Origin of the sequence: Nonomuraea sp. NPDC050404 (assembly GCF_040655495.1) — a bacterium.
Lineage (GTDB): Bacteria > Actinomycetota > Actinomycetes > Streptosporangiales > Streptosporangiaceae > Nonomuraea.
Map to the genome: position 1 here is coordinate 81,773 of NZ_JBFAKB010000011.1, position 24,356 is coordinate 106,128.

At 70.9% G+C, this 24,356-nt stretch carries 24 protein-coding genes; 14 read left to right on the forward strand and 10 right to left on the reverse strand.

All coding sequences use genetic code 11. The annotated features are described in order from the left end of the window. Positions 1-54 precede the first annotated feature (54 nt). Positions 55-1,032: a radical SAM protein gene (locus tag AB0I81_RS29430; protein WP_360662984.1), complete on the reverse strand. Its 978-nt coding sequence runs from the start codon at positions 1,030-1,032 to the stop codon at positions 55-57. 124 nt (positions 1,033-1,156) lie between these two features. Between AB0I81_RS29430 and AB0I81_RS29435 the strand changes: the two genes are divergently transcribed. From AB0I81_RS29435 to AB0I81_RS29450, 4 genes are all read left to right on the forward strand, one after another. Continuing rightward, on the forward strand, positions 1,157-1,480 hold the full coding sequence (locus AB0I81_RS29435; RefSeq protein ID WP_360662986.1) for a multidrug efflux SMR transporter: 324 nt from the start codon (positions 1,157-1,159) through the stop codon (positions 1,478-1,480). Next, on the forward strand, positions 1,477-2,334 hold the full coding sequence (locus tag AB0I81_RS29440) for a DUF952 domain-containing protein (RefSeq protein ID WP_360662988.1): 858 nt from the start codon (positions 1,477-1,479) through the stop codon (positions 2,332-2,334). The genes AB0I81_RS29435 and AB0I81_RS29440 overlap by 4 nt, the downstream gene beginning before the upstream one ends. A gap of 77 nt (positions 2,335-2,411) precedes the next feature. Then, entirely contained in the window at positions 2,412-2,786 is a 375-nt protein-coding gene (locus AB0I81_RS29445; protein ID WP_360662990.1) for a nuclear transport factor 2 family protein, read from the forward strand. A gap of 938 nt (positions 2,787-3,724) precedes the next feature. Then, positions 3,725-3,982: a hypothetical protein gene (locus tag AB0I81_RS29450; protein ID WP_360662992.1), complete on the forward strand. Its 258-nt coding sequence runs from the start codon at positions 3,725-3,727 to the stop codon at positions 3,980-3,982. A 331-nt stretch (positions 3,983-4,313) separates the two neighbouring features. Here AB0I81_RS29450 and AB0I81_RS29455 read toward each other — a convergent pair whose 3' ends face one another. Continuing rightward, on the reverse strand, positions 4,314-5,564 hold the full coding sequence (locus tag AB0I81_RS29455; protein WP_360662994.1) for a cytochrome P450: 1,251 nt from the start codon (positions 5,562-5,564) through the stop codon (positions 4,314-4,316). 705 nt (positions 5,565-6,269) lie between these two features. Here AB0I81_RS29455 and AB0I81_RS29460 point away from each other — a divergent pair. From AB0I81_RS29460 to AB0I81_RS29470, 3 genes are all read left to right on the forward strand, one after another. Next, positions 6,270-7,985, forward strand: coding sequence for an enoyl-CoA hydratase-related protein (locus AB0I81_RS29460; protein WP_360662996.1), 1,716 nt, complete (start codon positions 6,270-6,272; stop codon positions 7,983-7,985). Positions 7,986-8,001: 16 nt separating this feature from the next. Further along, positions 8,002-9,531 (forward strand): UDP-N-acetylglucosamine 1-carboxyvinyltransferase, encoded by a 1,530-nt coding sequence (locus AB0I81_RS29465; protein WP_360662997.1) that lies wholly within the window; start codon positions 8,002-8,004, stop codon positions 9,529-9,531. Positions 9,532-9,602: 71 nt separating this feature from the next. Further along, positions 9,603-10,682 (forward strand): tyrosine-type recombinase/integrase, encoded by a 1,080-nt coding sequence (locus AB0I81_RS29470; protein WP_360662999.1) that lies wholly within the window; start codon positions 9,603-9,605, stop codon positions 10,680-10,682. Between the two features lie 177 nt (positions 10,683-10,859). Here the strand turns inward: AB0I81_RS29470 and AB0I81_RS29475 are convergent, their stop codons facing one another. Next, the gene (locus AB0I81_RS29475) at positions 10,860-11,114 is read right to left on the reverse strand and encodes a helix-turn-helix transcriptional regulator (RefSeq protein WP_360663001.1); all 255 of its coding nucleotides are present in this window, start codon (positions 11,112-11,114) and stop codon (positions 10,860-10,862) included. Between the two features lie 1,154 nt (positions 11,115-12,268). Here AB0I81_RS29475 and AB0I81_RS29480 point away from each other — a divergent pair. Further along, complete coding sequence (locus AB0I81_RS29480; protein WP_360663003.1) at positions 12,269-12,967, forward strand: sulfotransferase family protein; 699 nt, start codon at positions 12,269-12,271, stop codon at positions 12,965-12,967. 10 nt (positions 12,968-12,977) lie between these two features. On the opposite strand, the gene AB0I81_RS29485 is transcribed toward AB0I81_RS29480, so the two are convergent. Both AB0I81_RS29485 and AB0I81_RS29490 read right to left on the reverse strand, forming a co-directional pair. Beyond that, positions 12,978-13,727, reverse strand: a complete 750-nt coding sequence (locus AB0I81_RS29485) for an SDR family oxidoreductase (RefSeq protein WP_360663004.1) — start codon at positions 13,725-13,727, stop codon at positions 12,978-12,980. A 99-nt stretch (positions 13,728-13,826) separates the two neighbouring features. Further along, entirely contained in the window at positions 13,827-14,693 is an 867-nt protein-coding gene (locus AB0I81_RS29490) for a MerR family transcriptional regulator (protein ID WP_360663006.1), read from the reverse strand. Here AB0I81_RS29490 and AB0I81_RS29495 point away from each other — a divergent pair. The 3 genes from AB0I81_RS29495 to AB0I81_RS29505 are packed head-to-tail and all read left to right on the forward strand — an operon-like array spanning position 14,692 to position 16,613. Then, positions 14,692-15,453 carry a MerR family transcriptional regulator gene (locus tag AB0I81_RS29495; protein ID WP_360663008.1) on the forward strand — a complete coding sequence of 254 codons (762 nt, stop codon included), beginning with the start codon at positions 14,692-14,694 and terminating at the stop codon, positions 15,451-15,453. The two genes, AB0I81_RS29490 and AB0I81_RS29495, sit on opposite strands and share 2 nt — an antisense overlap. A 51-nt stretch (positions 15,454-15,504) precedes the next feature. Further along, positions 15,505-15,822 carry a metalloregulator ArsR/SmtB family transcription factor gene (locus AB0I81_RS29500; protein ID WP_360663010.1) on the forward strand — a complete coding sequence of 106 codons (318 nt, stop codon included), beginning with the start codon at positions 15,505-15,507 and terminating at the stop codon, positions 15,820-15,822. Further along, the gene (locus AB0I81_RS29505) at positions 15,819-16,613 is read left to right on the forward strand and encodes an SRPBCC domain-containing protein (RefSeq protein WP_360663012.1); all 795 of its coding nucleotides are present in this window, start codon (positions 15,819-15,821) and stop codon (positions 16,611-16,613) included. Before AB0I81_RS29500 ends, AB0I81_RS29505 begins: the two co-directional genes overlap by 4 nt. Positions 16,614-16,673: 60 nt before the next feature. Here the strand turns inward: AB0I81_RS29505 and AB0I81_RS29510 are convergent, their stop codons facing one another. From AB0I81_RS29510 to purB, 4 genes are all read right to left on the reverse strand, one after another. Beyond that, on the reverse strand, positions 16,674-17,714 hold the full coding sequence (locus AB0I81_RS29510) for a DUF4037 domain-containing protein (RefSeq protein ID WP_360663587.1): 1,041 nt from the start codon (positions 17,712-17,714) through the stop codon (positions 16,674-16,676). A gap of 155 nt (positions 17,715-17,869) precedes the next feature. After that, the gene (locus tag AB0I81_RS29515; RefSeq protein WP_360663014.1) at positions 17,870-18,820 is read right to left on the reverse strand and encodes a phosphotransferase; all 951 of its coding nucleotides are present in this window, start codon (positions 18,818-18,820) and stop codon (positions 17,870-17,872) included. A 38-nt stretch (positions 18,821-18,858) separates the two neighbouring features. Then, positions 18,859-19,716, reverse strand: a complete 858-nt coding sequence (locus AB0I81_RS29520; protein WP_360663016.1) for a GNAT family N-acetyltransferase — start codon at positions 19,714-19,716, stop codon at positions 18,859-18,861. Between the two features lie 13 nt (positions 19,717-19,729). Continuing rightward, the gene (purB, locus tag AB0I81_RS29525) at positions 19,730-21,160 is read right to left on the reverse strand and encodes an adenylosuccinate lyase (protein ID WP_360663017.1); all 1,431 of its coding nucleotides are present in this window, start codon (positions 21,158-21,160) and stop codon (positions 19,730-19,732) included. 501 nt (positions 21,161-21,661) lie between these two features. Here purB and AB0I81_RS29530 point away from each other — a divergent pair. The 3 genes from AB0I81_RS29530 (at position 21,662) to AB0I81_RS29540 (ending at position 23,233) form a co-directional block, all read left to right on the forward strand. Next, complete coding sequence (locus AB0I81_RS29530; protein ID WP_360663019.1) at positions 21,662-21,964, forward strand: metalloregulator ArsR/SmtB family transcription factor; 303 nt, start codon at positions 21,662-21,664, stop codon at positions 21,962-21,964. Further along, on the forward strand, positions 21,961-22,479 hold the full coding sequence (locus tag AB0I81_RS29535; RefSeq protein ID WP_360663021.1) for an SRPBCC domain-containing protein: 519 nt from the start codon (positions 21,961-21,963) through the stop codon (positions 22,477-22,479). The genes AB0I81_RS29530 and AB0I81_RS29535 overlap by 4 nt, the downstream gene beginning before the upstream one ends. A gap of 169 nt (positions 22,480-22,648) precedes the next feature. Then, positions 22,649-23,233, forward strand: coding sequence for a hypothetical protein (locus AB0I81_RS29540; protein ID WP_360663023.1), 585 nt, complete (start codon positions 22,649-22,651; stop codon positions 23,231-23,233). A gap of 138 nt (positions 23,234-23,371) precedes the next feature. Here AB0I81_RS29540 and AB0I81_RS29545 read toward each other — a convergent pair whose 3' ends face one another. Next, positions 23,372-24,355: an alpha/beta hydrolase gene (locus AB0I81_RS29545; RefSeq protein WP_360663025.1), complete on the reverse strand. Its 984-nt coding sequence runs from the start codon at positions 24,353-24,355 to the stop codon at positions 23,372-23,374. Position 24,356 lies beyond the last annotated feature (1 nt).

Genomic DNA, 24,356 nt, shown 5'->3' on the forward strand with positions numbered 1-24,356 from the left:
CACCTTCTGACCACGCCTCACCAGGCGGTGTTGCAGCCCGGCACCGCCCGGTGATCACACCAGAGCCAGCTGCGCCGCCCGCGGCTCACGCCGCTCCACCACCGGCGCCCCGAACTCCATCCCGTACATCCGGCACAACTGCTCGATCTGCCCCGTGATCCGCCCCTCATATCCGGGCGACGGCAGCCCCGCCCGGTCATACAGCTCCTCATACCGCTCGACCAGCTGCGGATGCGCCTGCGCCAGCCACTCCAGATACCACGCCCGCGTCCCCTGCGGCAGCCGCAAAACCACCGGCTCCACCCGCCGCGCACCGGCCGCGGCGATCCGCCGCACCGTGGCCCCCAGCTGATCGGCGGCGTCACTGAGCAACGGCAGCACCGGCGCCATCAGCACCCGGCACTCCACCCCCGCCTCCACCAGCGCCGACACCAGCTCCAGCCGCGCCTGCGCCGACGGTGCCCCCGGCTCCACCACCCGCCGGATCCGCTCATCGACGAACGCGATCGACACCGCCACCCGCGCCCCCGCCCGCGCCAGCAGCTCCGCATCCCGCAACACCAGGCCGCCCTTGGTGTACACCGTGAACGGCGCCCCGGCCCCCGCCAGCGCCCCGATCACCCCCGGCATCAGCCGGTAGGTCTCCTCGGCCACCTGATAGCAGTCGCCACCCAGGCCCACCGCCAGCTCCCGGCCGTCCCAGCGCGCCAGCTCCGCCCGCAACCGCTCGGCCACATTGGGCCGGACCACGATCCGCGTGTCGAAATCACGCCCCTCGTCCAGCCCCAGCCTGCGATGCCCGGCGCGGGCGCCACAGCCGCGGCAGGCATGGGCGCAGCCACGGTAGGGGGAGACGGCCCACGGCTGGGCGATGCCCGCGGCCTGCGGCACCCGCTCGATCACCGTGCGGGCCTGCAGCTCCAGGAAAGCGCCGCGCGCCACCGCGCGCCGCTCGATCAGCGGCCTGTCATCGGCGGCATCCTCGACAAGCGCAAGCGCGTCCCAACCCACACCCTCCAGTGGAACACGCATTCGACTCCGTTTTCAAGCTGTTCCCACCAAGCCGGTACGCCATTCCCGCACGGGAGCGGGGGAGTGCACCCCGCTAAAATTGGCACACCTGTACCACTTCCACCCCTCCGGGAGAGAACCACCCATGGCCTGGCTCCTGCTCGCCCTCGCCATCGCCTCGGAAGTCATCGCCACCTCCGCGCTCAAACTCAGCAACGGCTTCAGCCACCTCGGCTGGACCCTCGTCGTGGCCGCCGGATACATCACCTCCTTCACCCTCCTGGCCCGCGTACTCAAACTCCACCTCGACATGGGCACCGCCTACGCCGTCTGGTCCGGCGCCGGCACCGCCGCCATCGCCCTCATCGGCGCCGCCTTCATGGGGGAGACCCTCACCCCCCTCAAGATCGGCGGTATCCTGCTCATCATCGGCGGCGTCATCGTCCTCAACCTCGCAGGTGCCCATTGAACCCACCGGACCCCGGTCGGGAACGCGGTCAGGAACGCGGCCGGCGCCGCCGCGCCACCCTCCTGACCGCCGCCGTCGCCCTGCTCACCGAGGGGGGATTCGCCGCCGTCACCCACCGGGCCGTCGCCCACCGCGCCGGCCTCCCCCTGGCCGCCACCACCTACTACTTCACCTCACGCGACCAGCTCCTGGCCGAAGCCTTCGCCCAGCTCGTCGACACCGAACTCGCCACCACCCGCACCTGGATCACCAGCCACGGCCTCACCGGCCTCATCGACCAGATCACCACCGCCGACCGCACCCGCCAGCTCGGCCTGTGGGAGCTCTACGTCCACGCCGGACGCCACCCCGCCCTGCGGCACATCGCCCGCCGCTGGACCGACGGCTGCGTCCACGCCATCGCCGAAACCCTCCACCTGCCCGCCACCGACCCCCGTACCCGCCTCCTCTACACCACCATCTCCACCCTCTGGCTCGAACTCATCGTCGAACAACGCCCCGCCGACGAAGCCCGTACCCTCCTCACCCACGCCCTCCACCACACCGGAACGGACGCCATGACCACCCACCTCCACCACCTCGCCCTGCGCACCGACTGGGAAGCCGCCCAGAAAGCGGGGGAGTACCGCATCTCCACCCTCGGCCGCACCTACGAGGAGGAAGGCTTCATCCACTGCAGCCTCGACCTCACCCAGCTGCACGGCGTCCACACCGCCTTCTACGGCCACGTGACCGAACCGCTGCTCATCCTCGACATCGACCCCACCGGCCTCGACATCCGCCTCGAAAACGGCTTCCCCCACCTGTACGGGCCGCTGCCCACCACCGCGGTCACCGCAACCCGCCCCTACTGAGCAGCACACCGGGGGAGAAGCGGCACCCCCCACGAACCCGCCACATGACCACAACCGGCCACCCCACAATGGACCCCATGGACACGCGCACGGCCGCCCAGCGCTTCGCCGACACCTGGCAACACGCCTGGACCCACCACGACACCACGGCCATCATCGCCCTCTACCGCGACGACGCCGTCCACACCAGCATGCCCTTCCGCCCACCGCACCAGGGCAAACAGGCCATCGCCGACTACATCACCTGGTCCTTCACCGGCGAGACCGACCCCCACGTCACCTTCGCCACCCCACTCGTGGACGGCGACCAGGCAGCCATCGAATTCCGCGTCCACGCCCACGACAACGGCCGCCCCGTCACCCTCGCCGGCTGCGTCTTCGCCCGCTTCGACCACGACGGCCTCGCCGTACAGACCCGCGACTACTGGCACACCATCGACGGCCACCAGTAACCCGCACCGGCCGGCAGCCCGGAGACAACCCATCCGGGCGCCCGTACCCCACCGCCGCCCCCTCACCCAGCAGGGGCGGCACCCCTCAGATCAGCGCACCACCCGCAACGCCGCACGCCCCGCACCCACCGGCGGCGCCTGCACCGGCGCAGGCCCGGGAACCGGAGCAGGGGAGGAGGGCTGCGGACGCGCCATCTCACGCGTCTGATCCACCATCTCGGCACGCCGCTCGGCGCACCCACCCGCACAGTAACCGTTCGTCACGATCAGCCGCCCCCGGCCCGTCGTGTACGACTCCTTACCCGAAGCGGGCAGAACCCCCTGACACACCTGACATAACACCGACTCGTTCCCCACGTGCTGCTCCTCTCGCGGCGCGAATAGCAGGAGCTCCACCCTAAAACCAGAGATCCCGCCAAGGACAGCGAATCAACAAAAAGTCAACCGCCCCGTCAAAACCCCCACAGCCGCGCCACCCCACCCCGCCAATACGCAACACCCCAGCCCAGCGCCACGCCCACCTTGCCCACGGACCGTCACCACCCACCCAAAAAATCTTCCCACCAGACCCGCCGACCCCACCCGCAAAGCGACCTTCACCCGCCACGGCGCCCTGCCGGTCATCCGCCATGAATTTGTGCCGAACTTCGCCACGGACTGGATCGCATTCGACGTCATGAACGTGTGGGCGGCCTGAGATGCGTGCGGGGGCCGATGTCACCACTCGGCAACGTGTGGGCGGCCTGACCGGAGACGGCCGCACGCACGCACCCTGCCACCCAGGCGGCGGGGGCGGGATCCGTGCCGGGGCGGCCGGCAGCAGGGGTCCGGCGCAAACGTCGGCCCCTCTCCAGAACCGCCTTACTTGACATAATGTCCATTATCGAGCAACCAGACAGGTCCCGCATAAACGACCAACACCCGGGCAGACGCCCACCATGCTCACCGCCCTCCAGATCGCCACACCCAGCATCGTCGCCCTCACCGCCGTCGTCACCGCCGCCGCCATCTGGCTGATCATCCTGGCCACCCGGCTCACGCACCGCCCACGCAACCGGCCCGGCGTCAGCATCGACCTCGTCGACCAGGCGCGCGAACTCAAAGCGCTCGGCCGGATCCAGGAAGCCGTCTTCCTCGTACGCGGCGAAACCGGCATGAGCCAGCGCGCCGCGGCCCGCTTCGTCAACCGTTTATGACCTCCCCTGCCCACGCAGGGCCCTCAGCCTCCACCGGCCTATGCCCGGACGCCCGGCAAAGATCCCGGACCACCCCCACCCCGAAATCACCACAAACTTCGCTTCATATCCGATACCAGACAGAAGCTGGATTCTGTCTGGTATCGGACAGTAAGAGAAATGGGTTCAGCGTCACTCTGAGTGCACCTTGAACGCTTCCGCGCTGCGGCCGAGCCGTGCACGCCTCACCCCCGCAAGCTCGCGCGTGCGGCGCGTCCGGCCTCACAGGTTTTCACCTCGATCACTCTGCGCGTCCGTACGGCGACAGGTGGTGGGGTCCCTCCCCCGCAGGTCAGGTGAGGGTGTAGCGGATGGGCAGGCGTTTGAGGCCGCCGACGAAGGTGGTGGCGATCCAGGCGGGTTCGCCGTCGAGTTCGATGCCGGCCAGCCTGGGGACGAGTTCGGCGAACAGGGCGCTGGCCTGCATGCGGGCCAGCGCGGCGCCCAGGCAGAAGTGCACGCCGTGGCCGAAGGCGAGGTGCGGGTTGGGGTGGCGGGCGACGTCGAAGCGGAAGGGGTCGGGGAAGACACTCTCGTCGCGGTTGGCCGAGGGGTAGGCGAGCAGGACCGATTCGCCGCGGCTGATGGGGGTGCCGTTGATGTGGGTGTCGGTGGCGGCGGTGCGCATGAAGGATTTGACGGGGCTGACCCAGCGGATCATCTCTTCGACGGCGGTGGGCAGGAGTGCGGGGTTTTGGCGGAGGCGGTGGAGTTGTTCGGGGTGGCGGATGAGTGCTTCGAGGCCGCCGGCGATGGTGGAGCTGGTGGTGTCGTGGCCTGCGGTGGCGATGAGGATGTAGTAGGAGATGGCGAGGTTGTCGGGCAGGGGGTGGCCGTCGATGTGGGCGGTGGCGATGTGGGAGGCGAGGTCGTCGGTGGGGTGGGCGCGGCGTTGTGCGGTGAGGTCGCGGAAGTAGGTGAAGAGGTCTTCCAGGACTGAGGTGTGGTCGTGGGGGGTGCCGGTGCCGCGTCCGGTGTCTTTGTCGTTCTGGCCGAAGAGTTGCTGGGTGAGGCGGAGCATGCGGGGGAAGTCGGATTCGGGGAGGCCGAGGAGGGTGAGGATGGCGTAGAGGGGGTAGGGGGCGGCGATGTCGCGGGCGAAGTCGCAGGTGGTGCCGTGTTCGGCCATGGTGGTGATGTGGCGTGCGGCGAGGTGGTGGATGCGGGGTTGGAGGGCGCGCATGGCTTTGGGGCGGAAGTAGTCGGCGGCGATGGCGCGCAGGGGGCGGTGTTCGGGGTCGTCCATGTGGACGAGGCTTTTGAGTCCGGTTCCGCGGGTGGTGCGGGTGTGGAGTGCGGTGTCGAGGTCGGTGGTGCGCAGGACGGGGCGGGGTGCGTTGCGCCAGAGGGTGTGGTCGCGTTCGATGTCGAGGATGTCGGCGTGGCGGGTGATGGCCCAGAAGGGGGTGTAGCCGGGGGCTTGGACGTGGTGGATGGGTGCGTGGTGGCGTAGGTGGGTGAGTGCGTGGTGGAGGTGGGTTTCGTTGGTGTAGGTGGTGGGGTTGGCGAGTGAGCGGCCGGCCTGGGTGGGGGTGGTGTCCATGGTGGGTCGCGTCTCCCGGGGTGTTGGGTGGGCTGGGGCCGCTGGTGGTGGGCTGGGGGTGTATTCCCTGGGCGGGGTTCGGGCATGCGGGGTGCGGGTGGCCGGTCGGGGGTTTTGGCGTGGTGCGGGGGGTGGTGGTGGAGGGCATGGGTGGGTGATGGCGGGTTCAAGGGTTGTTGGGGTGGTGGGAAGCCGGGGTGGGGTGGCGGGTTTGGATCGTCGTTGGGGTGGGTTGGTTCAAGGGGCTGTCGGGGAGTTGTGGCCTGGGCGTGACTCGGGGTGGCGGGGCGGGGGGTGATGCTGGGGGTGTCGGCCGCTGTTGCCGGCCGGTGTGTGGGGGTGGCGTGGTCCTTGTGAGGGGGCCGGGTCGTTCCCCGGGGGGTGTCCGGGCTTCCTCTCCCGCCTGGGTGCCCCCTCTTGGGGTGTGGGGGGTTTTCGGGCGGGGGTGGTGGTGTGCGGGGTGGGTTTCTGTCGCCCCGCACAGCCGGAACTTTTCGGGCAATTCGGGTCAATTAGGGCTGGTCGGGGCGGCTTTTTGCGGGGAACCGTCACGAGGAGTAGATGTTTCGTGTCAGCATCAAGGGCATGTATGGGTCAAATGGGACTGCCATTAATGTCTGGGATGCGTGGTTTTGCCCGTTTTCCGGCTGGTAGTTGCCCCGCTCCGACCCCGTCCGCTCCACCGCCCCGGAAAGAAGTCCCGCGTTGCGTATCTTGCTGCTGTGCTCCTCCTTCAACGGCCTGACCCAGCGTGCCTGGCTGGAGTTGCGGCGGGCCGGCCACGACGTCCTGGTGGAGCTGGCCGTCTCCCCCGAGGCGATGACGGAGGCGGCCGAGCTGGCCAAACCGGATGTGATCATCTGCCCGTTCCTGAAGGAGCGGGTGCCGTCGGAGTTGTGGCGCAACCACCGTACGGTGATCATCCACCCGGGGCCGCCCGGGGACCGGGGGCCGTCCTCGCTGGACTGGGCGATCACCGACGGTGAGAGCGAGTGGGGCGTGACCGCGCTGCAGGCGGTGGAGGAGATGGACGCCGGCCCCATCTGGGGATACCGGACCTTCCCGATGCCGCTCTCGGCGCACGGTGAGGCGCCGCGCAAGTCCGCCCTGTACAACGGGCCGGTCGCCGACGCGGCGGCCGAGCTGGTGATGGAGGTGGCGGCCAAGGCGGGCGACGCGTCGTTCGTGCCGGAGCCGCTGGACTACCGCTCCCCCGAGGTGCGCGGCCGGCTGCGGCGGGCGATGCGGCATTCGGACCGGGAGTTCTCCTGGGAGGAGCCGACCGAGGACATCCTGCGGCGGGTGCGGGCCGCCGACGGGGCGCCGGGCGGCCGCGTGTCGCTGTGTGAGCAGCCGGTACGGGTGTTCGACGTCTATCGGGGGCCGGACCTGACGGGCACACCGGGCCGGGTGGCGGCGCGGCGTGAGGGCGCGGTGCTGGTGCACACCGGCGACGGCAGCATCTGGGTCGGGCACGTGCGGCTGGAGCAGGAGGGCGCGATCAAGCTGCCCGCCACGATGGCGCTGGGCGAGCTGGTGGCGGAGGTGCCGCAGCGCTCGGGCTACAGCGAGATCACCTACGACCGCAGCGAGGGCGTCGGGGTGGTGAGCTTCGACTTCTACAACGGCGCGATGTCGACCGAGCAGTGCCGGCGGCTGTCCTCGGCGCTGCGGTACGCGGCCTCGCAGGACACGCGGGTGCTGGTGGTGCGCGGCGGGGAGGTCTTCTCCAACGGCATCCACCTGAACGTGATCGAGGCGTCGCGGCATCCGGAGCTGGAGGCGTGGATGAACATCAACGCCATCAACGCGGTCTGCCGGGAGATCGTCGGCTGCTCCTCCCAGCTCGTGGTCACCTCGATCGGCGGGAACGCGGGCGCGGGCGGGGTGATGATGGGCCTGGGCGCCGACCGGGTGATCATCCGCGATTCGGTGGTGCTGAACCCGCACTACCGGACGATGGGGCTGTTCGGGTCGGAGTACTGGACGTACGTGCTGCCGCGCCGGGTGGGCGGCGAGCACGCCCGCCGGCTGACCTCCCAGGCGCTGCCGATCGGCGCCGCGGACGCGGTGGAGTGCGGGCTGGCCGACAAGGCGCTGGCGGGCACCCGGCTGGACTTCGAGCGGCGGGTCCTGGAGTATGCCGAGCGGCTGGCCGCCGATCCGGGCTACGATCGGCTGCTGACGGGCCGCCGGCAGGTGCGGGAGGTCGATGAGCGGCGCAAGCCGCTGGACGCCTACCGGGCCGAGGAGCTGGCGGAGATGAGCCGCGACATGTTCGACGACCGGGGCGGTTTCCGGCAGGCGCGGCGCGACTTCGTGCAGAAGGTGAAGGCGACGGCGACGCCGGAGCATCTGGCGCGTCATCGCGAGTTGTCCGGCGCGTCGGCCACCGCGGGCGCGGACGCATCTCATATGTGAGATAAGGTTGCCTGTTGTGGCAGATGATTATCTAGTGCGGATCGGCCGGCTCATCCGGGATGCGCGCCAGCATCGTGGATGGACGCAGCTGCAGCTGGCCGACGCGCTGGCGACGAGCCAGAGCGCGGTCAACCGCATCGAGCGCGGCAACCAGAACATCAGTCTTGAGATGATCGCCCGGATCGGTGAGGCTCTCGACAGTGAGATCGTCTCGCTCGGTTATGCGGGGCCGATGCATCTGCGGGTGGTGGGCGGCCGGCGCCTTTCGGGCAGTATCGACGTCAAGACGTCGAAGAACGCGTGCGTGGCGCTGCTGTGCGCGTCGCTGCTGAACTCCGGCCGCACCATCTTGCGGAAGGTGGCGCGGATCGAGGAGGTGTACCGGATCCTGGAGGTGCTGGCCTCCATCGGGGTGCGGGCGCGGTGGATCAACGAGGGCAACGACCTGGAGATCGTGCCGCCGGCCCGGCTGGAGCTGGAGGCGATGGACACCGAGGCGGCCCGCCGTACCAGGAGCGTCATCATGTTCCTGGGGCCGCTGATGCACCGCACCGAGCAGTTCCAGATCCCGTACGCGGGAGGCTGCGACCTGGGCACCCGTACGGTGCAGCCGCACATGTCGGCGCTGCGGCCCTTCGGGCTGGACATCACCGCGACCGGCGGCTTCTACCACGCGCAGGTGGACCGGTCGGTCTCCCCCACGCGGCCGATCGTGCTGACCGAGCGCGGCGACACCGTGACGGAGAACGCGCTGCTGGCGGCGGCGCGGCACGACGGCGTGACGATGATCCGCAACGCCTCCTCCAACTACATGGTCCAGGACCTGTGCTTCTTCCTGGAGCAGCTGGGCGTGCGGGTGGAGGGCATCGGCACGACGACGCTGACGGTGCACGGGCTGCCCGAGATTGAGCGGGACGTCGACTACTCCCCCTCCGAGGACCCGGTGGAGGCGATGAGCCTGCTGGCGGCCGCGGTGGTCACCTCCTCGGAGCTGACGATCTGCCGGGTGCCGGTGGAGTTCCTGGAGATCGAGCTGGCGGTCCTGGAGGAGATGGGGCTGGACCACGACCGCGGCCGGGAGTACGCGGCGGCCAACGGCCGTACCCGGCTGGTGGACCTGACGGTGCGGCCCTCCAAGCTCATCTCCCCCATCGACAAGATCCACCCGATGCCGTTCCCCGGCCTGAACATCGACAACGTGCCGTTCTTCGCCGCGATCGCGGCCGCGGCGCAGGGCTCGACGCTCATCCACGACTGGGTGTATGACAACCGGGCCATCTACCTGACGGAACTGACCCGCCTGGGAGCCTCGGTCAAGCTCCTGGACCCGCACCGCGTACTCGTGGAAGGCCCGACGCGGTGGCGCAGCGCCGAGATGATGTGCCCGCCCGCGCTGCGGCCCGCGGTGGTGGTGCTGCTGGCCATGATGGCGGCCGAGGGCACCTCGGTGCTGCGCAACGTGTACGTCATCAACCGCGGCTATGAGGATCTGGCCGAACGGCTGAACGCGCTCGGGGCCCGCATCGAGACCTTCCGCGACATCTGACGATTGTTGTCGGTGGCGGCCGCTACCGTCGTGCCCTGGATCTTCTTGCGCGCAAGGGAAAGGGGGCGCCGGTGCGGCCTGCGGAACTGGACCGGGTGACGGTGGCGGAGGCGGCGGACCGCTATGTGGAGCTGGTGCGGGCCAAGACCGTCACCGGGGCGTTGTCGCCCGCCAGCGCGGAGGTGTACGCGCGTGACGTGGCCACGCTGGTGGAGCTGGCCGGTGAGCGGGCGATCCTGGACGACCTGACCGGCGCCGACATCGACGCCGTCCTGCTGGCGTTCGCCCGCCGGCCGGACGGCCGCACCACCCGCCCCTCCGGCGGCGAGGGCCCTGCCGGGCAGGCGGGACAGTCGCCGTCGTCGCAGGCGCGCTTCCGCCGCTCGATCTCGGCGCTGTTCAAGCACGCCACCCTGGCGGGCTGGGTGCAGCTCAACCCGATGACACGCTCGACGGTGACGGCCAAACAGCGGGGCGGGCTGCGCGCCGAGCGGCGGGCACTGACCCGCGAGCAGGCCCGGGGCCTCATCGGGGCCGCCCAGGAAGCGCCAGGGACACCGCCGGAGCAGGGCAAACGCCGCGATCAGCGCATCGAGCTGCGTGACGCGGTGATCGTGCTGCTGCTGGCCACGATGGGGCCGCGGGTGTCGGAGCTGGTACGCGCCAACGTGGAGGACTTCTTCACCAACGACGGGGTGCGGTACTGGCGGATCTTCGGCAAGGGCGGGCGGACGCGGGACGTGCCGCTGCCCGATGACGTGGCCCGGGTGCTGCAGGCGTACCTGGAGCAGGAACGCGCCCACGCGGGGGCTCCGGGAACTCCGGGGGCCACGGGCAGGCCGGACGACGGCAAGGCCCTCCTTCTGTCGTGGCGGGGACGGCGGCTGGCACGGGGCGACGTGCAGGCGGTGATCGACCGGGTGCAGCAGCGGGTGGACCCGGACCAGCGCCGCTCGGTGACACCCCACGGGCTGCGGCACACGACGGCGACGCACCTGCTGGCCGACGCGGTGGACATGGACGCGGTACGCCGGGTCCTGGGCCACAGCGACCTGTCGACCCTGGGCCGCTACCGCGATGAGCTGCCGGGCGAGCTGGAGGTGGCGATGCGCTCCCATCCGCTGCTGCGTGGCCGCCCCCACCAGCCGTGACGACCAGCCGTGACGACCGGCCGTGACCGTGCCGCGGGGACCGGGCGGCGGGCACTGCCCAGTATTCGCCCGCGCAGCCGGGAGCGACCAGTGACGCGGTGTCACATGGTCACCGCTCTGCGGCACGACGCGACACCCCCGGCACGTGCGCGCGGCGGCAAAGCGTGTGCGCGTGTGTCAGGGAGCCGGGGCGGGCGTGGAGTGGACGGCGAGACGGTCGAGGGAGACACCGAGCACATCGGCCAGGGCCACGATCGTGAAGAACGCCGGCGTGGCGATACGCCCGGTCTCAATCTTGCGCAGAGTCTCGGCGGACATGCCGGCCGCGGCGGCGACCTCGACGATACTGCGTTCGCCGCGGGCCAGGCGCAGCACCGAACCGAGCTGCTCGCCACGCAGCCGTTCCTCGGGAGTGAGCGGAGGTCGCACCATGACGCCCACTCTATACCGACGATCGATAGAAATACCGGCGCGCCCGCTTCCCCGGAAAGAGGCGGGCCGCCTCCCCAGGCCCTGAAAGGACTGTCTTGTGAAGGCCCCGCAGCGGGTTCGCGGCTCATCCGGCCGGTTCGCCACGCGTGTTACGGGGCCCAGGGTAATAACGGGTGATGCGGGGAGAGGCCGTGCCGGTGGTCGTGCTCGGACCGCTGCCTCTCCCGGCCGTCGTGCCCGGTTCCGGGCTCCGCCTGTGCGGCAGCCCCGGTCCCCGCTCCTGCCGTGGTGCCGGCCCCTGGAAAGGTTCCGTGGCCGCTAACGCCGGCACTGCCCGTTGTGGACGCGGCCGCAACGGCAGTCCTGGCTCCGGTTCCGGCCGTCACCGGCACCACGACGCGCACAGGCATGGACGCGGGTGTCGGCATCACCACGGGCACGGTGCGATGCCCGCACCTGGCCCGGCACGCCCGGCCCCTGCCCGCCGAACCCGGCCCGGCCCGCCCGTATGCCCGCACACGATCAGGCTGCGGTAATAACCCCGAAGCGCGCCGCCCGGACCCCTCCGCGCGCCGCGGGCACCCGGCCACCCGGCCCGGCAACCGGCCGCCGTCAACCGGGCCCGGCGCCGAAGCCACTCCGGGTCCCGCCGCTCCAGGTCCCGCAGCCGGTCCACGTGCCGTACACGGCCGGGAAGACCGCCGCACCCCTGCGCGTACCAGCCCGCCAGACCGATCACCCGGCCCGCGCCGCCAGGCGGGACCCGACCGGCGGGCACCGGCACACGCCACGGCCACGACGGCCGTTCCTCCTGCGTGCATCAGGCGTCCCTCCCGTCGATCTCGTGCCGGTGCCTTGCGCAACGTCTTGCCTCGGCCGGGAGGGCGCCGGTGTGGCGGCCCCGGGAGGCGCTGGTCATCACCGCTGTCATGAGCTCTCAACGACCGGGGCAACGCTCCCCAGCGGCGCCCTGCCCCGTCGTCGCCCCCAGGGTATGTCCCGTGCGCGGCACGAGGGCGCCCAGGTCAAGAAGCCACAGGAAGTTTTGACCTTGGCATGACGGCGCACATCCCCACGGGCCTCAAAGGAGCGGCCTTGCGGCTGCGGCGCCGCACGGATAGGACGGAGGGAACGGGAATCGGCGGGAGGCGACCATGCGGGAAGGACTGAGGGTCATCGGCGTCGGCCTGCACCGGACCGGATCCATGTCGGTCAAGGCCGCACTCGAACGGCTGGGCTTCGGCCCCTGCTACCACGGCCTGGAGGCGCTGCGCCGATGCGCGGACGGCGAACACTGGCTCGCCGCCCACGAAGCCGGCGGCGCCTTCGACTGGCAAGTGATCTTCAAGGGGTACCGGTCGGCACTGGACTGGCCCACCGCCCACTTCTGGAGACAACTGGCCGCGGCCTACCCCGACGCCAAGATCCTGCTCACCGACCGCGACCCGGAACAGTGGTGGGACAGCCACACCCGGATGTTCCGGCACGGCTCCGCCTTCATCCAGCAGCTCACCGACGAGCAACGCCACTGGGCCGACACATCCGGGTTCACCCGGATGCAGAACGTCCTGGGCATGGTCGCCTCCGCGGCCTTCGACGGGCGCGTGTTCGACAAGGAACACTGCCTGCGCGCCTTCCACCGGCACAACGAGCAGGTCCGCCGCGCCATACCCGCCGAACGGCTGCTGGTCTACCGCGTACAGCAGGGCTGGGAACCGCTGTGCCGCTTCCTCGGCACCGGCGTCCCCACAGAGGCGTTCCCCCGCGTGAACGCCGGCCCCGACCTCGTGCACAACATCCGCACGGCGATGCGATCGGCCAGAGAGCAGACCCAAGAAGCCGTCTGGCGCTGAGCCGCCACGATCAGGCCATATAACCGCCATCGATGTCCAGGACCGCGCCGGTGATGAAGGACGCGCCGGGACTGGCGAGGAACACGATGCCCGCCGCGACCTCCTCCGGCTGCCCGAACCGGCCCATCGCGTTCAGCGCCCGCAGCCGATCGGCGAACGGCCCGTCAGCCGGATTCGTCTCGGTCTCGATCGAACCCAGCTGCACGACGTTGACCGTGATCCGGCGCGGCGCCAGATCACGGGCGGCCGCCCTGCTGAAGGCGGTGATCGCGGCCTTCGCCGCGGCGTAGTCGGCGACACCCTGATAGCCGGGCCGGGCGGCCACCACCGAGCCGACCGTGACGATCCGCCCGCCGTCGCCCAGCACCGCGGCGGCGGCCCGGATCGTGGCCAGCACTCCGGCGGCGTTGATGACGAACTGCCGGTCGAGCGCCTCGTAATCGGTGGCCGGATCGTTGATCAGGCCGAACCCGGGAGTGGCGGCGTTGTTCACCAGGACATCAAGCTGCCCGAAGTCGGCGACCACATCATTGACCAGGGCGGCCACCTGCTCCTGGTGTCCCTGGTCGGCGCGGTAGGCGCCGGCGCGGACACCGGCGGCCTTCAGCTTGTCGACAACCTTGCGGGCGCTGTCGGCCGCGTTGACGTAACTGATCGCGACGTCGGCGCCGGCGTCGGCCAGGGCCAGGGCGGTGGCCGCGCCGATGCCGCGCGATCCGCCGGTGACCAGCGCGACCTTGCCGGTCAGAGATCCGGACATGAAGGGCTCCGTCCGTGCGTGTTAGGGGGCGGGAGGAGAGCTCACGATGAAGATCAGTAAAGGGCGTGCCCGTTCACCGGGAAACCCCCTACCAACCCCTCAAATCAAGCCGACCATCAGCTCCGTCACCAGCTCCTGCGGCGGCGTCACCGCCGGATCCGACACGTACACCTCCAGGATCGGCCCCCGCACCGCACGCCGCCGCTCCGCACACCACGCCAGCACCGCGTGCGCCGTCAACGACATCTGGTCGTACGGCCCCACATGCGTCGCGCAGGCGAACAACCCACCCGGCAACACCCCCACCTCAGCCACCTCAGTCACCTCGGCCGCCCACCCGTCGTCCTCCCCCAGCACCACGCACGCCACCACCTCCACCACCTCACCCAGATCCACCGGGAACACCCCGACCAGCCGCACCGGCCCCGCACCCCCGGCCCCGGCCCGCAGCCCCATCAGCCGCGCCACCGCCGCCGACGTGGCCCGCCCCAGATCCTCCGGCCCCGACGCCGCCTCCCGCACCAGCGCCACCCGCCGCGCCGGCTCCTCCACCACCCGCACCTTGGCCGCCGGCAACCCGCCGGCCATCACCCGCTCCAGCAACCCCAGCGTCCGGCGCCGCCGCGCCAGCTCCTCCTCCAGCTCCGCCCGCACCCCCTCCAGCGCGCCGGCCGACCCCGCCAGCACCTCACCCACCACCGCCAGCGGCACATCCAGCGACCGCAACAACCCGATCGACAACGCCGTACGCGCCTGCGAAGCCCGATAGAAGCGGTAACCCGTCCGCCCATCCACATACGCCGGCCGCAACAACCCCAGCTCGTCGTAATGCCGCAACTGCTTGACGCTCAACCGGCCCAGCCGCGCGAACTGCCCGATCGGCAGCAACTCCTCATCCACGCCCACCAGCATGACCCCTCCCCGGCGGGCGAAAGTCCCGTCGGCACCCGGCAAGCTGGAACCCATGAGCTTCTCCGTGGGACAGGTCGCCAGGCTCGCCGGCATCACCGTACGCACCCTCCACCACTACGACGAGATCAGCCTGCTCACCCCCACCGAGCGCACCGGCTCCGGCTACCGCCGCTACACCGACGACGACCTCACCCGCCTGCAGCAGATCCTCCTCTACCGCGAACTCGGCTTCCCCCTCGACGAGATCGCCGTCATCCTCGACACCCCCAGCACCGACGAACTCACCCACCTGCGCCGCCAGCACGAACTCCTCACCCGCAAGGCCGACCGCCTGCACGAGGTCATCGCCGCCGTCGAACGCGCCATCCAGGCCCGCACCAACGGCATCAACCTCACCCCCGCCGAACGCCTCGAAGTGTTCGGCGACTTCCGGCCCGAAGACCACGACGCCGAAGTCGAACGCCGCTGGGGCCACACCCCCGGCTACGAGGAAAGCCGCCGCCGCATCGCCACCTACACCAAAGCCGACTGGCTGCGCCTCAACGCCGAAGCCGCCGCCATCTCCGACGACCTCCTCGCCGCCTACAAGGACGGCCTGCCCGCCGACGGCACCCCCGCCATGGACATCGCCGAACGCCACCGCGGCCACATCAACCACTGGTTCTACACCTGCGACCACGAACTGCACACCTGCCTGGGCGACATCTACGTCGACGACCCGCGCTTCACCGCCGTCTACGACGCCCTCGCCCCCGGCCTGGCCGCCTACCTGCGCCGGGCCATCCACGCCAACGCCCGCCGCGCCACCCCCTGACCCCCCTACATGCCCTTGCGGACATATAACCAATCAGGTATGTTCCCGGGCATGGCCGCCTTCGACGTCCTGGCGGAACCCCACCGCCGCCACATCCTCGACCTCCTCCTCCAACGCCCCCACCTCGTCGGAGAACTCAGCCACCACCTCGGCCTCACCCAGCCCGGCACCAGCAAACACCTGCGCGCCCTGCGCCAAGCCGGCCTCGTCACCGTCCGCAAAGACGCCCAGCGCCGCTGGTACGAACTCCGCCCCCAGCCCCTCGCCGAAATCGACGCCTGGCTCACCCCCTACCGCAAACTCTGGAACACCACCCTCGACCGCCTCGAACACCACCTCGACACCATGGAAGAAGACCCCGCACCATGAACGAAACCCTCACCCTCCACCAAGACGGCCGCACCACCCTGCGCATGCAACGCCGCCTGCCCCACCCCCCGGCCAAGGTCTGGCGCGCCATCACCCAGCCCCGGCACCTCGCCGCCTGGTTCCCCGCCGAGGTCACCATCGACGGCGACCACATCAGCTACGGCTTCGGCCCCGACGGCCGCATCACCGAGAACGACCCGCCCCACACCTTCACCCACACCTGGGGCGACGAAGAACTGCGCTGGCACCTCCAGCCCGACGGCGCCGGAACCCTGCTCACCTTCAGCCACACCTTCTCCGACCGCCACGGCGCCGGCAGCTTCGCCGCCGGCTGGCACGAATGCATCTCCGCCCTGCGCGCCCACCTCGACGACCGCCCCCACCACCTGCCCGACCAGCCCGACCGCGTCAGGACCGCCCGCCTGCACGAGGACTTCATCGCCATCCTCGGCCTGTCCTCCGCCACCGCCGACGGCGACACCGTACGCGTCGAACGCCAGCTCACCCGCCCCGCGCACGACGTCTGGCAACTCCTCGACGGCCCCGCCGCCGCCCCCGGCACACCGCCTCCCGCGCCCTTCACCGTCCCCGGCGTGCAGGCGGGGCCCGTCACCCGCGCGGAATCCGGCAAGGTCCTCGAATACGGCACGCCCGCCGGCGCCGTCCGCTGGGAGTTCACCGAGGGGACCGGCCATGGCGCCCGTCTCATCGTCACCCACACCGGCGACACCACCACGATGGACGCCTGGCGCAGCCGCGTCGAAGATCTGGCCGCTTCCCTCGTCGCATGATTGTCCGGAGTTTGAGGATGCGGGTTTTCTCTATACCCCCGCCCTTTACAGCGTAGATCATTAAGCTGTGAGGCCCAGCGCGGCCGCCGTCACCACACGCGCCCGCCCCGGCGCCACCAGCAGATCCGTCGAATCCACCAGCTGATCCAGACACCCCGTCACCGGCAGCCCCTTCACCACCGGATCCGACACCGACGCCATCAGCGCCTCGGCGAACCGGTCCCCGTCGATCACCTTGAACGGCCGGTCGAAGAACCCCCGCACCCCCTCATCCAGCCGCTCGGCCAGCGCCATCCGGTTCTGCAGCGCCGCCACCCGCCCGTACGCCGCCGACAGCCCCTCCTCCCGATCCCGCCACGACCGCGCCGCGACCGCCGCCCCCAGCGACTCCCCCAGCTCCGTCGACCCGGGCATCCGCGCCAGCGCGCTGCCCAGCCATTTCGCGTACGGCGGATAACGGCGTCTCAGCAGCAGCGCCAGGCGCATCACCTCCCGCACCAGCCGCGTCCCCACCACGGCCGACCCCAGTTCGTCACCCACCTCACCGCACCGGCCGACGAACGGTTCCTCCTGCGCGATCCGCCGCCATTGACACGCCAGCACGTACCGCCACACATCCTGCGGATACCAGCGCAGCGCCGCCCTGGCCACCTCCAGGCCCGGCTCCTCCAAGCCGTCGCGGAACACCTCACCGCCCGTCACCTCGGCCAGTCTCTGCCACGGCGCCGACAACCAGTCCAGCAACGACACCCCCGACCGCGGATCGAACCCGAGCCGCTCCACCAGCCACGACCCCAGCTCCGTCACCGCAACGCCGGGCCGTACCCGCCCGTGATAGGAGAACACGGTCGGAAAGCCGCCGAACCGCTCCGGCAGCCCCGCCGCCACCTTCTCCTCCACCTCGGCCACCCGATCCGCCGCCACGAACAGCAGCACCCGGGGGCCCCAGTCATGATCGACCGATCGCGCCGTGTCGAACGCGAGCACCTCCGACCCCGGCCCGATCAACGCGGCGCTGTGCGCAACACCGGACACCAGCGGCGCCACCACCTCGTCATAGAAGGCGCGTGACAACTCGATACCAGGCACATAGTTGGACATCACGCCGTCAACTGTGCACGAGCGCCTGCCGAACCTCACCAGGTTTTTCCCCGCGCCCACCCTGTACCCATCCCGCGCCCACCCTGTGCCGTCCCCGGGCCCGCCTGTGGCCGGCGGATCGGTCCCGCCGATCACACCAGCCCGCCGCAACGCGGTCAGCCCGCCAGGCCGCCGGCGAACTCCATCGCCCGCCACTCATCGACGGCCGGCCCCAGGTACTCCAGCAACACGGGCAACTGCGGCGCGAGCGCGAGACAGGTGACGGCCCGCAACATCCCCACCGCGTTGACGAAACCCATGACGCCGGCGTCCAGCGGCCGCAGCCCGTGGCGCCGCGCGCCCCGGTCGTAGGCGGCCTCGCCGTCGGGCCCGATGGCGGCCAGGTCCCACTCGACGGGACCCAGCATGACCAGCTCGAAGTCCGCGTACAGGGGCCCGTCCACGCCGGGGAAGATGTTCGCGGGCGGGGAGTCGCCGTGCACGGGCTGCAGGCCGATCCCCGGGAAACGCGCCTCGAACGCCGCGCGTGAGCGTACAAGAGGCTCCAGGACCTGCCACTCGCGGCGGGCGCGGTCCAGATCCGCCGCCCCGATGAGGTCCGGGCGGCCGCGCAGCCAGGCCAGGCTTTCGGTCACGACCTGCGGTTCCGCCGCCGACATGAACGCCAGCGGTCCCGGGTAGGCGCGCAGCGCGGCGTGCAGGCCGGCGGTCAGCTCGCAGTTCGCCATATAGTCGGGCTCTTCGCCCCGGACCTGTTCGGCGTACTGCCAGAACGTGATCGAAAACCCGTCACGCTGTACGGGTTCGCGCGGCACGAGAGGGCTGGGCGGGATCACGGGCACCGCCTGGTCCGCCAGCCAGCGGGCCACGTCCAGTTCCGCCTGCTGCCGGCCGGCCGGGGAGCCGCAGCCGGCCCAATGCGGCAGGACGGTGGGGATCCGGGCCACCACCGGCGAGGGCGCGAGGTGGACGACGACGGAGAACAGGTCGTGCAGCACCGTGGCGTCGCTCACCTCCAGCCCGAGCCGCCGCCCCGCCCCGACGGCGGCGTCCACCGCGGCGCGGGTGCGTTCGGCCATCTGCTGGGGTGTCACGAAACCGGTCATGGCCTTGATCGTCCCACGCCGGGCGGGTGGTCACCCGGTCACCCGGTCACGTGGCAGGCCAGCAGCCGGCGCCGGCGGTAGCCGATCCGCTCGTACACGCCGATCGCCGCCGGGTTGTCGTCGTCCACCATCAGCGCCGCCCGCCCGTAGGCGGCCACCAGTTCCGCCGACACCCACCGGCAGACTCGCTCGGCCAGCCCGCGCCCGCGCAGGCCGGCCCGGGTGGCGACCCCGGCCAGCAGGCCCACCGTGGGCGCCGACCACGCCTCGGCCGCCACCGCGGCCAGCACCCCGTCCACGCGGACGCCGGCCCACCGGGTCACGCCCGACGCCCCGGGGACCGCGTAGGAGTGCGGCGCGTCGGCCGCCAGTAACGCCGCGACCTCCGCCTCGGCACCACCGTCCAACCACCCGACGCCACCGATCCCGACACCACCGATCCCGGCACCGCTGATCGCGTCATCAGCACCGCCACGTGCACCCACCTCGGCACCGGCACCTCTGCCGCCGTCGCGCTGGTCATCGTCACGCGGGGCACCGTCGCGGCCTGCCGGGTCCGCGACCTCGCCGGGCAGGGTCATCCAGGAGAAGCGGCCGCTCTCCCGCACCCCGTCCAGCCCGGCCACCACCCGCCGCATCAGCTCCGTCTCCCCCAGCGGCCGGTACGTGGCCCCCAGCTCACCCAGCGCATGCCGCACCAGCCGCACCGCGCCCGACGTACCACCCCACACGGCGAGCCGATCCCGCCGCGACACCAGCGGACTGCCGGCCACCACCGCGTCGTGCAGCGCCCAGGCCCGCGCGCCACCGCGCAACCCCTGGCCCGCCCACATCACCAGATCGTCGTCGCCGCACGCCGCACGCAGCTCATCCGGTGAGCGCAACTCCCGGATCAACGGCCCGCCCCGCTCACAGGATCTCGCCGGGACGGTACGCGGCGGCCTCCGGATGCGCCGTCACCACCTCGCCCACGGCCTGCGCGACCGCCTCCACCTGGCCGGCCGCCGCCCCCGTGAACGACACCCGGTCGGCCAGCAGCGCCTCCAGGTTCTCCCGGTCCAGCGGGAATCGCTCGTCGGCCGCCAGCAGGTCCAGCAGTTCGTTGGCCGCGCCGCGCGAACGCATCGCCAGCGCCGCTCCCACCGCGTGCTCCTTGATCAGCTCGTGTGCCTGCTCGCGGCCCAGCCCGGCCCGCACCGCCGCCATGAGCATCTTCGTCGTGCCCAGGAACGGCAGGTAGCGGCCGAGTTCGGCGGCGATCACCGCCGGGAAGGCGCCGAACTCGTCCAGCACCGTCAGCATCGTCTCCACCAGCCCGTCGAAGGCGAAGAACGCGTCCGGCAGCGCCACCCGCCGTACCACCGAGCAGGACACGTCGCCCTCGTTCCACTGGTCGCCAGCCAGTTCGCCCACCATGGAGGCGTGCCCGCGCAGCACCACGGCCAGGCCGTTGACGCGTTCGCAGGAGCGGGTGTTCATCTTGTGCGGCATCGCCGAGGAGCCGACCTGCCCCTCCTTGAACCCCTCGGTCACCAGCTCGTGCCCGGCCATCAGCCGGATCGTCTTGGCCAGCGAGGAGGGCGCCGCGGCGAGCTGCACCAGCGCGGTCACCACCTCGTAGTCCAGCGAGCGCGGGTAGACCTGCCCCACGCTGCTGAAGCGCTGCTCGAATCCGAGGTGGGCGGCCACCCGCCCCTCCAGGTCGGCCAGCTTGGCGGTGTCGCCGCCGAGCAGGTCCAGCATGTCCTGGGCGGTGCCCACGGGGCCCTTGATGCCGCGCAGCGGATAGCGGGCGATCAGCTCCTCCAGCCTCCGGTAGCCCACCAGCAGTTCGTCGGCCGCGGTCGCGAACCGTTTGCCCAGGGTGGTGGCCTGCGCCGCGACGTTGTGCGAGCGGCCGGCCATCACGGTCGCCTCGTGCTCCTGGGCCAGGGTGGCCAGGCGGGCCAGCAGGGCCACCACCCGGTCGCGTACCAGCAGCAGGCTGTCGCGTACCTGCAGCTGCTCGACGTTCTCGGTCAGGTCGCGCGAGGTCATGCCCTTGTGCACCTGCTCGTGCCCGGCCAGCGCGTTGAACTCCTCGATGCGGGCCTTGACGTCGTGCCGCGAGACGCGTTCGCGCGCCGCGATGGACTCCAGGTCGACCTGCCCGATGACCTTGTCGTAGTCGGCGAGCGCCCCCTCGGGCACCGCGACCCCCAGCTCGGCCTGCGCCCGCAGCACCGCCAGCCACAACCGCCGCTCAGCGATGATCTTGTATTCGGGCGACCACAGGCGGGCCAGCTCGGCCGAGGCGTAGCGGCCGGCCAGGACATTGGGGATACGCGGCTTGGAAGTCACGTTGGACAAGTGTATTCACGCCCCTGTATTCACACCGCCCCAGCCACCCGCCCCAGCCACCCGTCCCCGCAGCCCGCCCTCCGCCGCCGGTCATGCGCGGGAGGGGGAAAACCGATCGAGCCCGGCCGGCGCATCCGCTAACGTCTGCCTCGTACGTCGCTCGTCCTCCTCCTCCATCGGGTCGGGTGCGGGCACGGGTCGAATGGCGCCGGTTATCTTTTCAAAGATCGTCTCCGGTGCCGTCCCTCACATCCGTGCCCGCTTCCGGCCCGATGGCCGCCGGTGCGGTTCGGTGGGGGCGCGGGTCGAAGCTCATCGGTTATCCGCTGATAACGGGGTGGTCGCAGGTTCGAGTCCTGCCCGGGGCCAAAGGTCCCGGTAGCTCAGATGGCAGAGCGCCAAGACACCGGTGAACATCCCACATCCGCGCCTTCACCCAACCTCATCATCGCCTCACCGCGGCTTGCACGTTCATATTTCCATATGGCAATATGAACGTGCATGAGCGCCTACGCAGCCCTGGCCGAACCGCATCGCCGGCAGATCCTCGATCTGCTCCGCGACGGCGAGCGGCCCGCCGGGGAGCTGGTGGAACGCCTGGATCTCAGCCAGCCCGGCGTGTCCAAGCACCTCAAAGTCTTACGCGAGGCCGGACTCGTCGCGGTGCGCACCGAGGGCAAGCAGCGCCTGTACTCGCTGCGGCCCGAACCCCTCGCCGAGGTCGACCGGTGGCTGGAGCCCTATCGCGTGCTCTGGTCCCAGCGCCTCGACGCCCTCGAACAACACCTGGAGGACAACCCATGAGGCACGGAACCCTGGAAACCATCGACGGCCGTCCCGCGCTGCGCTTCGAGCGTACCCTCGCCTACCCGATCGAGCGCGTGTGGCGGGCCGTCAGCGTACCGGCGGAACTCGGGGCCTGGTTCCCCGCGGCCGCCGAGTGGACGCCCGCCACGGGCGAGACCTTCGAGGCCGGGGGCGCGACCGGCGAGGTGATCGAGGCCGACCCGCCCCATCGCCTGGCCTGGACCTTCGCCGGGCAGACCTACAGCTTCGACCTGGCCGCCGAAGGGGACGGCTGCCGCCTGGTCTTCATCCACGTCATTGACGACCTCGGGCTTTCGGCGCAGACCGCCACCGGCTGGGACGCCTACCTCTCCCGCCTGGAGCCGCACCTCGCCGGCCAGGCCCTGTCGGAGGAGGAGGCGCACGCCTCGTGGGAGGAGATCCACGAGGGGTACGCCGAACGCTTCGGCGTGGACCCGGCACCGGGCCGGCGCTTCGCGGCAGTCCTGCGCGGCGAGACCGGCGACGCCTGACCCTTGCCTGACAGAGGGCGCGGATACGGCGGCCCGGCTCGGCTTGACGCGGGCCCTGCCGGCCGCCGTTGCCTCATCACGGTTTCAAGCAGCTTGCGAGCGCAGTTGCCCGTGCGCTGAGGTCTCCCTACGTTCGTAGCTAGAACACCGGCAGCGACGGGGAGCCGACATGGACGCGCAAACCGCCATCGCGATCAGCGCCATCGTCATTGCCATCGCCTCGCTTGCGGTATCCATCTACCAGGTAAGAGCGATGCGGCTGCACAACCGTCACACGGTTCGCCCTCTTCTCCAGTTAACGCTCAAGACTGTCCCAGGGGCTAAATCGGGCATCTGGCTCGTGAACACCGGACTGGGTCCTGCCATCGTCACGGGTACCCGGGTCTGGCTGGACGGAGAGGATCTGGGTCCGTGGAACAGGGCGACGTCTCGGCAGGCGCGGGCGGGTATAACGCCTCGTCCACGTGCGTCCGCGCTTGCCGACGGCATGGGTATCACCCCGGGATACATCGAGTATCTGTTGAGCCTGGACGCCTACGACCCGTCAGAGCACACCGCGTTTCGAACGCTTATCGAGCAACGCGTCGAGCTGGAGATCCGATACGAATCTCTCTACGGGGGCGAAGACTACATGGTGACCACCCGTACATCCTGGTGGCGAGCCGATCTACGCCCCGACCCGGAATCCACCGTCTCCGAGTCGCCACGGCAGAGGCCTGATGTGTCAAGTTCCGGCAACACGATGCCGGCATGACGCATGCCCCTCACGGGTGCTCGTGCCCGCGCTGACCGCCACCCGAAGCTGACCGGCGCAGCCCGTCCAGCACAAGGGGGCACGACGTCGAATTCTACGTCCGGCCGGGCCGCGCGGCCGTGGCGAGGCGGCGGGGCTTTACGGTCGGGTCCGGTGGAGTTCGTCGATGAAGGTCTGGGTGGCGGTGGTGATCTGGTTGCGGGCGGTGGCGGTGTCGATGAGGGGTTCACCATCTCCGAATTGGGAGTAGTCGCCGAAGTGGGCGTGGATTCCGCCGTCGAGTCGGACGTAGCGGGTGTCGGGGGGCAGTTTGGCGCGGTTGTCGTTGATGATCTCGTCGTCGGCGTAGGGGTCGTTGCTGCCGTGGACCGATAGGACCTTCACATCGGAGGCCGACAGGTCGGCGCTGGGGTAGGAGGCCCAGATAAGCAGTCCGTCGATGGCGGGGACGTTGGCGGCCACGGATGAGGCGGCGGCGCCGCCCATGGAGTGTCCGCCCACCAGCCAGGTGGTGATCTGGGGTTCGGACTCGATCGCCTGCTTGGCCTCCCGCTCGCCGGTCAGAGCCACGCCCAGAGGGGCGGTGGGCACGATGACCAGGGCACCGCGTTCGGCCAGCGGCTTGAGCAGGGGGAAGTGAGCGCGCGGGTCGACGAGCATGCCGGGCAGGAAGACGACGCCGACGCCGCTGGCCCGGCCGCGGGGGCGCAGTTCCCAGGCGTCCCACCGGTGCACGACCTCGACGGTGCCGGTGGAGGCGGCCGCGGCGACGCCGTCGTCACGGGAGGGGAAGGGCCGCAGGGCCGCCGCGATGGCCAGGGCCAGGACGAGGACGACGGCGCCGCCGATCCGGCCGGTGGTGCGCAGCCGTCCCGGCTTTCGAGGCGCGGCCCTGCGCACGAGCAGCACGATCCCGGTCAGGGCGATCGCCGCGAGCAGGAGCGGATAGGCGGGGTGGCCGGCGGCCAGGGTCTGCCATGTGGTGAGCACGGCGAAGACCGCTACCAGTACGGCCGCCCCGCCGAGCAGGGCTCGGGCGATGACGGCCAGGCGGGAGCGGGGCCGCGTGGACGGCGCGGTGCCGTCCGGCTGGTCCATGGCGTGGTCCATGGCGTGGTCCATG

Excerpts from the sequence above, each read along its gene's own strand:
- AB0I81_RS29430 (WP_360662984.1), bottom strand. The coding sequence starts at position 1,032 with ATGCGTGTTCCACTGGAGGGTGTGGGTTGGGACGCGCTTGCGCTTGTC.
- AB0I81_RS29435 (WP_360662986.1), top strand. The coding sequence starts at position 1,157 with ATGGCCTGGCTCCTGCTCGCCCTCGCCATCGCCTCGGAAGTCATCGCC.
- AB0I81_RS29445 (WP_360662990.1), top strand. The coding sequence starts at position 2,412 with ATGGACACGCGCACGGCCGCCCAGCGCTTCGCCGACACCTGGCAACAC.
- AB0I81_RS29450 (WP_360662992.1), top strand. The coding sequence starts at position 3,725 with ATGCTCACCGCCCTCCAGATCGCCACACCCAGCATCGTCGCCCTCACC.
- AB0I81_RS29455 (WP_360662994.1), bottom strand. The coding sequence starts at position 5,564 with ATGGACACCACCCCCACCCAGGCCGGCCGCTCACTCGCCAACCCCACC.
- AB0I81_RS29475 (WP_360663001.1), bottom strand. The coding sequence starts at position 11,114 with ATGGTGCGACCTCCGCTCACTCCCGAGGAACGGCTGCGTGGCGAGCAG.
- AB0I81_RS29480 (WP_360663003.1), top strand. The coding sequence starts at position 12,269 with ATGCGGGAAGGACTGAGGGTCATCGGCGTCGGCCTGCACCGGACCGGA.
- AB0I81_RS29485 (WP_360663004.1), bottom strand. The coding sequence starts at position 13,727 with ATGTCCGGATCTCTGACCGGCAAGGTCGCGCTGGTCACCGGCGGATCG.
- AB0I81_RS29495 (WP_360663008.1), top strand. The coding sequence starts at position 14,692 with ATGAGCTTCTCCGTGGGACAGGTCGCCAGGCTCGCCGGCATCACCGTA.
- AB0I81_RS29490 (WP_360663006.1), bottom strand. The coding sequence starts at position 14,693 with ATGGGTTCCAGCTTGCCGGGTGCCGACGGGACTTTCGCCCGCCGGGGA.
- AB0I81_RS29500 (WP_360663010.1), top strand. The coding sequence starts at position 15,505 with ATGGCCGCCTTCGACGTCCTGGCGGAACCCCACCGCCGCCACATCCTC.
- AB0I81_RS29505 (WP_360663012.1), top strand. The coding sequence starts at position 15,819 with ATGAACGAAACCCTCACCCTCCACCAAGACGGCCGCACCACCCTGCGC.
- AB0I81_RS29510 (WP_360663587.1), bottom strand. The coding sequence starts at position 17,714 with ATGTCCAACTATGTGCCTGGTATCGAGTTGTCACGCGCCTTCTATGAC.
- AB0I81_RS29515 (WP_360663014.1), bottom strand. The coding sequence starts at position 18,820 with ATGACCGGTTTCGTGACACCCCAGCAGATGGCCGAACGCACCCGCGCC.
- AB0I81_RS29530 (WP_360663019.1), top strand. The coding sequence starts at position 21,662 with ATGAGCGCCTACGCAGCCCTGGCCGAACCGCATCGCCGGCAGATCCTC.
- AB0I81_RS29535 (WP_360663021.1), top strand. The coding sequence starts at position 21,961 with ATGAGGCACGGAACCCTGGAAACCATCGACGGCCGTCCCGCGCTGCGC.
- AB0I81_RS29540 (WP_360663023.1), top strand. The coding sequence starts at position 22,649 with ATGGACGCGCAAACCGCCATCGCGATCAGCGCCATCGTCATTGCCATC.
- AB0I81_RS29545 (WP_360663025.1), bottom strand. The coding sequence starts at position 24,355 with ATGGACCACGCCATGGACCACGCCATGGACCAGCCGGACGGCACCGCG.